Genomic DNA, 7,609 nt, shown 5'->3' on the forward strand with positions numbered 1-7,609 from the left:
GGCCCGCTGGGCCCGCGCGGGTGGCGGCTGCGGGTCACCGTCCCCGCGGTCCCCGGCCGGCCGCACGCACCCGTCCGGGAAGTCCGGGAAGGAAGTTCATGACGACGATCCGTCTCCTGCTCGCGGAGGACCAGGAGTTGGTCCGCACCGCCCTGCGCACGCTGCTCGACCTGGAGGACGACTTCACCGTGGTCGCCGCCGTGGGCCGCGGCGACCAGGTCGTGGACGCGGCCCGCGAACACCGGCCCGACGTGGCGCTCCTGGACATCGAGATGCCGGGACTGGACGGCCTCGCCGCCGCCGCGGTCCTCGCCCAGCAGGTGCCGGACTGCCGGGTGGTGATCCTCACGACCTTCGGGCGGGCCGGGTACCTGCGGCGCGCGATGGAGGCGGGCGCGGTCGGCTTCGTCGTCAAGGACGCGCCGGCCGAGGTGCTGGCCGACGCGATCCGCCGGGTCGCCGCGGGGGAGCGGGTCGTGGACCCGGAGCTGGCCGCCGCCACCCTCGCCGCAGGCGCCTCCCCGCTCACCGCCCGCGAGCGCGACGTCCTGAACGCCTGCCGCTCGGGCGCGGACGTGGCCGAGATCGCCGCCAAGCTGTACCTGTCGGAGGGGACGGTCCGCAACTACTTCTCCTCCGCGATCGCCAAGACCGCCGGCCGCAACCGGCTGGAGGCGCTGCGGGTGGCGGACGAGCGCGGCTGGCTGTGAGTCTCGCGCGTTTGTGAGCCGCATTCCATCGGGGTCGAATCCCTTGGCCGCGCCACTGCAACGGATCATGCTGGCTCCGGAAGCACGCCCGATGTCGATGAGGAGCCCCACCATGTCCGAACCCGCGCCCGCCGAGATCCAGCGGGAGATCGCCCGCGCCCTGAGCGTCGCCGCCGTCCCGAGCGCCGAGCAGGAGGCCGAGCGCCGGGTCGCCTTCCTCGTCGAGCAGGTGCGTGCGGCCGGTGCGCGCACGCTCGTGCTCGGCATCAGCGGCGGCGTCGACTCCACGACCACCGGACGGCTGTGCCAGCTCGCCGCCGAGCGGCTGCGCGCCGAGGGCCACGAGGCCACGTTCTGCGCGATGCGGCTGCCCCACGGCGTGCAGGCGGACGAGGCGGACGCCCAGCTTGCGCTCGGCTTCATCCGGCCCGACCAGGTCCTCACCGTGGACATCAAGCCCGCCACCGACGGTGCGATGGACGCCCTGGCGGCCGCCGGGCTGACCTTCCGGGACCGTGCCCACGAGGATTTCGTCCGCGGCAACACCAAGGCCCGGCAGCGGATGATCGCCCAGTACGCCGTCGCCGGCGCGTCCGGCGGGGTCGTGATCGGCACGGACCACGCGGCGGAGGCGGTCACCGGCTTCTTCACCAAGTTCGGCGACGGCGCGGCCGACCTCATGCCGCTGTCCGGTCTGACGAAGCGTCAGGTACGGGCGATCGCCGAACTGTTGGGCGCACCGGCCGAGCTCGTCCACAAGGTGCCGACGGCCGACCTGGAGTCGCTCGCGCCGGGCAAGCCCGACGAGGACGCCCTCGGCGTCGGCTACGACGCGCTGGACGACTTCCTGGAGGAGCGGCCGGTGAGTGAGGAGGTGTTCCGTACGGTGCTCGGGCACTACCGGCGCACCGAGCACAAGCGCCGCCTGCCGGTCACGCCCTCGTAGCGCCTGCTCTCGTAGCGCCGGTGTTTCGTAGCGCCTGCCTCTCGTAGTACCTGCCTGGAGGCGGGCCCGGGCCCGGCGGCGTAGCCTCACAGAGAGGGTCTCGCCCGCCGGCGGAAGGGGACTCGGCCATGAAGTACGACGAGATCATCGCCACCGTCCGGGATCTCACCGGACTCCCCGACCGGGCCGCCGCCGAGCGCGCCACCAAGGCCGTCCTGCTCACCCTCGGTGAGCGCCTGCCCTCCGGGCTCGCCGCACATGTGGCCGCCCAGCTGCCGCCCGAGCTCGCCGCCTCCGTGCGCGAGGCGGCCCGGGAAGCCGACGAGGAGGGGCGCACGCACGCCTCGGGCGAGCGCTTCGGCCTGCCCGTCTTCGCGGGACGGGTCGCCAGCCGGGCCGGCACCGGCGAGGACGGCGGCATCCGCGAGGCCGCCGCCGTCCTGGAGGTCCTGGACGCGGCGCTCGCGCCGGACCTGATGGACAAGCTGGCCGCCGTCCTCCCGCACGACATCGCCGAACTGCTGCCCTCGAAGCGCGCTACCTAGCGGTCTTCCGCTCGGCGAGCCGGTCGAGGGAGTCGACGTACTTGAGCATCAGCCGGGCGAATTCGAGCCGGTCGCGCTCGTCCCAGTCGGCGGTGATGTAGTCGTACGCGTCGCGCTGGTGGCGGCGCAGCCGGGCGATCAGCTCGGCGCCGGCCGGGCTGAGGTGGAGGACCGTGCGGCGGCCGTCCTGCTGGGAGGCGGCGCGGGTCAGGTAGCCGGCCTTGATGCTGTCGCCGACCATGCGGCTCGCGACGGACGGGTCCACGGCGAGGAGTTCGGCGACCGCGCCGACGGTGATCTCGGCCTCGGAGTCGCGGGTGTGCTGCTCGACGAGGTTGAGGACCAGGGTGCGGCCGAGGTCCTTGGCCGAGATGGGGTTCTCGACCTCCAGGAGCGAGGTGCGGCGCAGCTTGCCGAAGGCCGGTCCCACGGCGTTCAGGAGGTCCTCGGCCGTGCGGTCGTCCGGCTCGTTCGTCGTCATGGCGCCCATCCTAAGGTCCATGCGCAGCAGCAGGCACATGTTGACTCTCAATTGTATGCATGTAAGCATGCATATGTGTCGCAGCAAGGAGCTGCGCTTTGGGATTCACCGGGGGAAACCACTCATGACCGTCCTCGTCACCGGCGCCCGCGGCAAGGTCGCCCGCGCCGTCCTCGACCGCCTGCACGCCGCCGGCCTGCCGGTCCGCGCCGCCAGCGCCCGGCCCGCCGACCTGTCCGTCCCGGCCGGCGTCGACACCGCCGCGCTCGTCCTCTCCCAGTCGGAGACCTTCGCCGCCGCACTCGCGGGCGTGCGCCAGGTCTTCCTCTACCCCGAGCCCGCCGGCATCGACGCCTTCATCGAGGCCGCCCGCACGGCCGGCGTCGAGCACGTCGTGCTGCTGTCGTCGTCGTCCGTCCTCGCCCCCGGCGCCGAGGCCGACCCGCTCGGCTCGCACAACCTCGCCGTCGAACGCGCCCTCGCCGCAAGCGGTTTGCCCAGCACCTTCCTGCGCCCGGACGCCTTCGCCAGCAACGCGTTCATGTGGGCCCACCCGATCGCCCACGGCCTGCCGGTCCAACTCGCCTACCCCGAGGCATCGTTGGCCCCGATCCACCCCGAGGACATCGCCGACGTCGCGGTCGAGGCGCTGACCGGCACCGCCCTGCGCGGCCACGTCGTCACCTTGACGGGCGCGCAGGCGTTGACCTTCCGCGAGCAACTGGCTGTCCTGTCGGAGGTGTTGGGCCGCGACATCGCCGTCAAGGCCATCAGCCGTGCCGAGGCGGAGGACCAGATGGGCCGCTTCATGCCCGCCCCACTGGTCGGCTCGCTGCTCGCCTTCTGGGCCGAGGCCTCCGTCCGCCCTGCTGCGATCGCCGACACCACCGAGACCCTGCTCGGGACCCCGGCCCGGACCTTCCGCCAGTGGGCCGTCGAGAACGCGTCCGCCTTCACCACACCGGGGGAGTGACCCGCACCATGAAGCCCATCGGCTACTGGCTCAGCCGCACCGACAAGGCCCTGACCGCCCACATGAACGGCATGCTCGCCGACTTCGGCCTCACCCGGCCGGCGTGGCAGGTGCTCAACGTCGTCCGGGACAACTCGGAGGCGCGCGACACGGACATCCACGCTGCCCTCGCCGCGAACGCCGACACCCCGGCGCGGGCGGCGGCCATCACCACCGTCCTCACCGACGGCTGGGCCACTCGCCCGGCCCCCGGCCGCCTCGCCCTCACGCCGTCGGGCCGCGAACGGCTCGCCACCGTCGATCGGCGGGTCGCCGCATTCCGCGAACTCGCCATCACCGGAATCACGTTGGACGAGTACCGCACGGCGGTGAGCGTCCTGGAGCGGATGACCCACAACTTGGAACCTACGGCAGCGCACGGATCAGATCGGTCGGCCGGTCCAGCCAGACCCACTGGTCGGGCCCGTTGACCGTCAACCCGAAGCGCTCCGGCCCCGGCCGGCCGTGCTGCTCCCACCAGCGGTACGCGGCCTCGACCTCGTCCCAGAGCCGTCGGGGCCCGTACTGCCAGACCTCGTAGGGGTCGACGGCAGCCCAGGAGAGGGCGTCCGTGGTCGCCACCCAGAGCCGGGTGTGATCCCAGGCCGTCCAGACGTCGCCGAGTTTCAGCCCGAGCGCGAAGCGCGCCTCCCAGTCGTCCATGCAGTTCGGCGCGAGTGAGGCCCGGGACTCATCGGGCACATGGTCGTCGCGAACGACGTCACGGAAGATGCGCAGGTCCCGGCGCTGCCCGCGCATTAGCATGAAGGCCGAGTGCGGACTGAACCGCCCGCAGGCTTGACCGTCCCCGACCGTGAGCTTGAGCAGTCCCCAACAGAGCATGGGGTTGTCCCAGGGGGTGAGGATGAGGCCGCCGGGCGAGGTCTGCTCGACCCAGGCTGTAGGCACCCGCCGCACCGAACACGTGGAGACGATCCGGTCGAACGGCTGCCGGAGCCTCCACCCACGGGCCCCGTCACCGCAGAGGACGTCCACGCTCAGGCCGGCTGCGTTCAAGGAGGCGCAGGCCTGCCTGGCCACCTCCTGATCGACCTCCACTGACGCCACCTGGCCAGCCCCGAGCCGATGCGCGAGCAAAGCGGCGTTCCACCCGGTGCCGGTCCCGATCTCCAGCACGTTCATGCCGGGCCGAACATCGAGGTCCCGCAACATCCTGACCACGATCGAGGGCGCCGAGGCCGAGGAGGACGGCCAGAGGTCGTCCGGATCATCCGGCTCCTCCCCATCGTTGACCTGCGTCACGACGGGAACATCGGAGTACGCCGCAGTGAACCACCGGTCGGGATCCTGCCGGAGCTCACAGGCCGCGTAGCCGCCCTCGCCGTCTTCCAGCCAGATCCGCTCCGGAAGGAACCGATGCCTCGGCACTGTTCTGATCGCCTCCCGCCACTCCGGAGGAACGGCCCCGCCGAGCGCGTCCGCAATCGAGCGGAGCAGCCCGCGATGCACGGAATCCGTCACTTCTTCTCGTCCTTGTCGATCGTACGAAGGAGCGCCCCGCCCGTGCCGCTTGCCCAGCGGCACGGGCGGGGGATCAGCGCGTACGTGGCGCCGTGTTCAGCCGTGTTGCGGAACCGGGTTGTCCGGGGAATCGAGCCAGGCCGTCTGCCCCTGCGGGGTGATCGTCAGCCCGAAGCGCTCGTTCCCAGGCCGGCCCTGGCCGGCCCACCAGCGGTAGGCGGCTTCCACCTCGTCCCACAGACGCCGCGGCCCGGACTGGTACACCTCGTACTCCGTGCGGTCCCGCTCGTAGTCGGCCGACGCCAACGACTGCCTGTCCCGGCTGTAGAGCCACAGCGTGTACGCGTCGTTCTCGTAGCGCTCCGCCCGCCAGAACACCCCCGGTACGCCCAGCCCGATGACGAACTGCTGGAACCAGGTGCCGGTGTCCCACGGGGACAGGGTGGTGGTGCTCTTCACCCCGTCGGCCGGCCAGGCAATGCCGTGCAAGTACTCGTCGAACGGGGGTCGTTCGGTCCTCTGCTGGCGCAGCCGCATGAACGCCGACCCGCCCGTGAACCCGCCACTCGCGCTGGTCCCGTCATCACTGACGGTCAGCCGGACGATCTGCTCGCCGCCGTACTCGGTGCCGAACGGCGCGACGATCACCCCGCCAGGGACCGTCTGCTCCAGCCACGCCGGAGGGATGTCCAGCAGGGAGCACGTGGCGATCACTCGATCGTACGGAGAGCCCGCAGCCCACCCGTCCCGGCCGTCACCCTCGATCACGGTCGGCTCAAGTCCGGCCCGACGAAGGTTCTCCCGGGCACTTCGCGCCACCTCGGGATCGAACTCCACCGTCACCACGTTGGGGTCCCCGAGACGGTGGGCGAGGAGCCCGGCGTTCCATCCCGTCCCGGTGCCGATCTCCAGCACCCTGTCACCCGGACGGACGTTCAGATCGCGGAGCATGGAAACCACCATGGTCGGCATGGAGTTGGACGAGGTCGGCGTGGTGCCGAGTCCGTCGCCCTCGTGGTTGCCGTCGTCCCACTGTGTGGTCAGCGGGATGTCCGAGTAGACCGCCCTCCGCCACGCGTCGGGGTCCCTCGACCGGTAGACCGCCGGATTCTGTCGACTGCCGTCCGCGATGCCCGGCCAGATGCGCTCCGGGACGAACAGTTCACGGGGTACGGCGGTGAAGGAGGGGAGCCAGTCCGAGGTCAGCGCGCTGCCGGCCACCAGCGCGGAGGCGAGCTCCTGGGGGCCTGCCTCCTTGTGCGTCTCGCTGGTCACTTGCCGCCGCCGCCCGCCGGGTTCTGGCCGTCGGAGGTGTTGCCGCCCTCGTCCGAACCGCCGCCGCCGTGCCCGGCGCCCTTGTTGCTGTCGTCCTGCTGGCCGTCGCCGGTGCCGCCTCCGCGCTTGCCCATCTCAATACCTCCCAGCTCGATGAGGCCAACGGGCGGGTGCCCGCTGGGTGTTGCCTGGCCGCCTAGCGCGTCCCAGAGGGCATGCCGGGCGGCAGTTCCCCGGAGACACGTGACTGTCCCCGGGGATGCCTCCGCTGCCAGATATCGTTTTTCCCCGGACAGCGGGAGTCAGTAGTACTACTCGGTGTTCGCGGTTGCGGCGGGGCGCACACGGTATACATCGGGGTGGGAGGCGGTTGCGAGCCGTCCGAGGAGTGCTTGTTCGTGTCGGGGGCCTTCTTGCCCCTGGTGCTTTCCACCGCTGCTCCTGTCGGTTTCGCAGCCCATGGGACTCTCCCTCGTAATCGATGGATGGAGCATGAACTCCGGCTTCCTACCGGTCCGGCGGCCGGGCGACGGCTGCCTGTCGGGCTTCGGCGGAGGCGGCTGAGGCGGCGGGGTGGACATGGCGGAGCTCCTCTCGGATCGGGGTGGAGGGAACCCGCCCGTGCCGCTTCGACAGCGGCACGGGCGGGAGTTCAGCGTGTGCGCGTGGACAGCGCGAAGATGACAGCGGCAAGGTGGAGCAGAGCCGTCACCGACACGGCGCAGGCGGTCCAGACCCGGATGCCATCGACCTGATGGTGGTCGTCCGCAGCCTCGGTCCGTCGATCGCATGGCGACTCACTCACCGGCCGATGTCGGCGTGAACGACCTTGCCGAACGGCTCGACGGCGACTCCCCACCGCCCACCGGTCAGTTGGTGGACGAGCCCGAGTCCCCGGTGGCCTTCGTCATCGTCCGAAGCCCGGATCAACACCGGAAGCGATCGCGACCCGTCCCGGACCGAGACCCGCACCACCGAGTCGGCGACGATCGAGAGGGTGACCGTCATCCTGCATTGGCACCCGGTCTTCGCGGCGTTGGTCACCAGCTCGCTGGTGAGCAAAGCGGCCGCCGCCTTAATTTTGGGGGAACCCCCCCCCCAGACCCTTTTAAAAAACAACCCCCCCCGCAGCCCCAACCCCAAAAGCCACAAACGCAA

At 71.3% G+C, this 7,609-nt stretch carries 10 protein-coding genes; 5 read left to right on the plus strand and 5 right to left on the minus strand.

Annotated features, from left to right (window positions below; all coding sequences use genetic code 11):
- The first annotated feature begins 98 nt into the window (after positions 1-98).
- The 3 genes from AB0O00_RS19425 to AB0O00_RS19435 all read left to right on the plus strand — a co-directional run bounded on the left by AB0O00_RS19425 (position 99) and on the right by AB0O00_RS19435 (position 2,201).
- Complete coding sequence (locus AB0O00_RS19425; RefSeq protein WP_363653352.1) at positions 99-710, plus strand: response regulator transcription factor; 612 nt, start codon at positions 99-101, stop codon at positions 708-710.
- Between the two features lie 112 nt (positions 711-822).
- Positions 823-1,656 (plus strand): ammonia-dependent NAD(+) synthetase, encoded by an 834-nt coding sequence (gene nadE / locus AB0O00_RS19430; protein ID WP_363653354.1) that lies wholly within the window; start codon positions 823-825, stop codon positions 1,654-1,656.
- A gap of 128 nt (positions 1,657-1,784) precedes the next feature.
- Complete coding sequence (locus tag AB0O00_RS19435) at positions 1,785-2,201, plus strand: DUF2267 domain-containing protein (protein WP_363653356.1); 417 nt, start codon at positions 1,785-1,787, stop codon at positions 2,199-2,201.
- Here the strand turns inward: AB0O00_RS19435 and AB0O00_RS19440 are convergent.
- Positions 2,194-2,682 (minus strand): MarR family transcriptional regulator, encoded by a 489-nt coding sequence (locus AB0O00_RS19440; protein ID WP_363653358.1) that lies wholly within the window; start codon positions 2,680-2,682, stop codon positions 2,194-2,196. The genes AB0O00_RS19435 and AB0O00_RS19440 overlap by 8 nt on opposite strands.
- Before the next feature lie 124 nt (positions 2,683-2,806).
- On the opposite strand from AB0O00_RS19440, the gene AB0O00_RS19445 reads away from it, so the two are divergent.
- Both AB0O00_RS19445 and AB0O00_RS19450 read left to right on the plus strand, forming a co-directional pair.
- Positions 2,807-3,655, plus strand: coding sequence for an NAD(P)H-binding protein (locus AB0O00_RS19445; RefSeq protein WP_363653360.1), 849 nt, complete (start codon positions 2,807-2,809; stop codon positions 3,653-3,655).
- A complete protein-coding gene (locus AB0O00_RS19450) occupies positions 3,652-4,125 on the plus strand; it encodes a MarR family winged helix-turn-helix transcriptional regulator (RefSeq protein WP_363653362.1) in 474 nt (157 codons plus the stop codon). Before AB0O00_RS19445 ends, AB0O00_RS19450 begins: the two co-directional genes overlap by 4 nt.
- On the opposite strand, the gene AB0O00_RS19455 is transcribed toward AB0O00_RS19450, so the two are convergent.
- The 4 genes from AB0O00_RS19455 to AB0O00_RS19470 form a co-directional block, all read right to left on the minus strand.
- Positions 4,061-5,176: a methyltransferase domain-containing protein gene (locus AB0O00_RS19455; protein WP_363653363.1), complete on the minus strand. Its 1,116-nt coding sequence runs from the start codon at positions 5,174-5,176 to the stop codon at positions 4,061-4,063. The two genes, AB0O00_RS19450 and AB0O00_RS19455, sit on opposite strands and share 65 nt — an antisense overlap.
- Positions 5,177-5,272: 96 nt before the next feature.
- Positions 5,273-6,451: a methyltransferase domain-containing protein gene (locus AB0O00_RS19460; protein ID WP_363653365.1), complete on the minus strand. Its 1,179-nt coding sequence runs from the start codon at positions 6,449-6,451 to the stop codon at positions 5,273-5,275.
- The gene (locus AB0O00_RS19465) at positions 6,448-6,585 is read right to left on the minus strand and encodes a hypothetical protein (protein ID WP_363653367.1); all 138 of its coding nucleotides are present in this window, start codon (positions 6,583-6,585) and stop codon (positions 6,448-6,450) included. Before AB0O00_RS19465 ends, AB0O00_RS19460 begins: the two co-directional genes overlap by 4 nt.
- 667 nt (positions 6,586-7,252) lie before the next feature.
- Complete coding sequence (locus AB0O00_RS19470; protein ID WP_363653369.1) at positions 7,253-7,459, minus strand: ATP-binding protein; 207 nt, start codon at positions 7,457-7,459, stop codon at positions 7,253-7,255.
- Positions 7,460-7,609 lie beyond the last annotated feature (150 nt).

Source organism: Kitasatospora sp. NPDC093558 (genome assembly GCF_040683475.1).
Classification (GTDB): Bacteria; Actinomycetota; Actinomycetes; order Streptomycetales; family Streptomycetaceae; genus Kitasatospora.